At 65.0% G+C, this 1275-nt stretch carries 1 protein-coding gene; it reads left to right on the top strand.

Annotated features, from left to right (window positions below):
- Positions 1–54 precede the first annotated feature (54 nt).
- The coding region (locus EZM51_RS20380; protein WP_136710142.1) for an IS256 family transposase at positions 55–1275 on the top strand (1221 nt) is incomplete at its 3' end.

Below are 1275 nucleotides of genomic sequence, written 5' to 3'. Positions count from 1 at the left end.
GAGCCTGTCAGATGGTCTGTGTAAGGGGTGAGGGTTCGCCTCGAAGGAGACACTATGACCATGAATGCGATCAGTCCGGAGCGTGAGGAGCGTCGGCGTCGGCAGAAGGAACTCGCGGATCAGCTCAAGGCGTCGGGCGCGATGGATGAGATCTTCGCGAAGATCGATGCCGGTGAGCCGCTCACGGGCGAGCAGGGCCTGCTCGGTGGCATGCTCAAGGCTGCGCTGGAGCGGGGCTTGGACGCGGAACTGACCGAGCACGTTGGGTACGACCGCGGGGACGCGGAAGCGTCTCTGTATCCGAACTCCCGCAACGGCACGAGCACGAAGACGGTGTCGACCGAGATCGGTGATATCGAGCTTTCGGTCCCGCGGGACCGGAACGGGACGTTCACCCCGATGCTGGTCCCGAAAGGGCAGCGCCGGCTGGATGGGCTGGACGGGATGATCATCAGCTTGTACGCGGGCGGGATGACGATCCGCGATATCCAGCATCACCTCGGGTCCACGATCGGCACCGACCTGTCGCATGAGACGATCTCGAAGATCACCGACCAGGTCGCAGAGGAGGTCCTCGCCTGGCAGCACCGCCCGCTCGAATCGCTGTACCCGGTGATCTATCTGGACGCGATCATCGTGAAGATCCGCGAGGGCGGGCACGTGCGCAACAAGGCCGCGCACATCGCCGTCGGCGTGGACATGGACGGCATCAAGCACGTCCTGGGCATCTGGGTGCAGGCCACCGAGGGCGCGAAGTTCTGGGCGTCGGTGTGCTCCGAGCTCGCGAACCGCGGCGTGCGTGACGTGCTCATCGTCTGCTGCGACGGGCTGACCGGGTTCCCTGAAGCGATCGCCGCGACGTGGCCGGAAGCGACCGTGCAAACCTGTGTCGTCCACCTGATCCGCGCGTCGATGCGGTTCGTGAACTACAAGGACCGCAAGGTCGTCGCCGCGGCGCTCAAGCCGATCTACCAGGCCGTGAACGAGGACGCCGCGCTGGAAGCGCTCGAGGAGTTCGCGGCGTCAGATCTCGGGAAGCGTTACCCGTCGGCGGTGAAGTCGTTCCACGACGCCTGGGACAAGTTCATACCGTTCCTCGCGTTCCCGCCCGAGCTGCGCCGGGTGATCTACACGACCAACGCGATCGAGTCGTTGAACTACCAGTTGCGGAAGGTCACCAAGAACCGGGGCCATTTCCCGAACGACGTCGCCGCGGTGAAGCTGCTCTGGCTCGCGATCTGCGACATCGAGGACAAGCGCGCCCGAGCCCGCGAG

It is taken from the genome of Agromyces sp. H66, assembly GCF_004959775.1.
Taxonomy (GTDB): Bacteria; Actinomycetota; Actinomycetes; order Actinomycetales; family Microbacteriaceae; genus Agromyces.
This window is presented reverse-complemented; position numbering and strand designations above follow the sequence as displayed.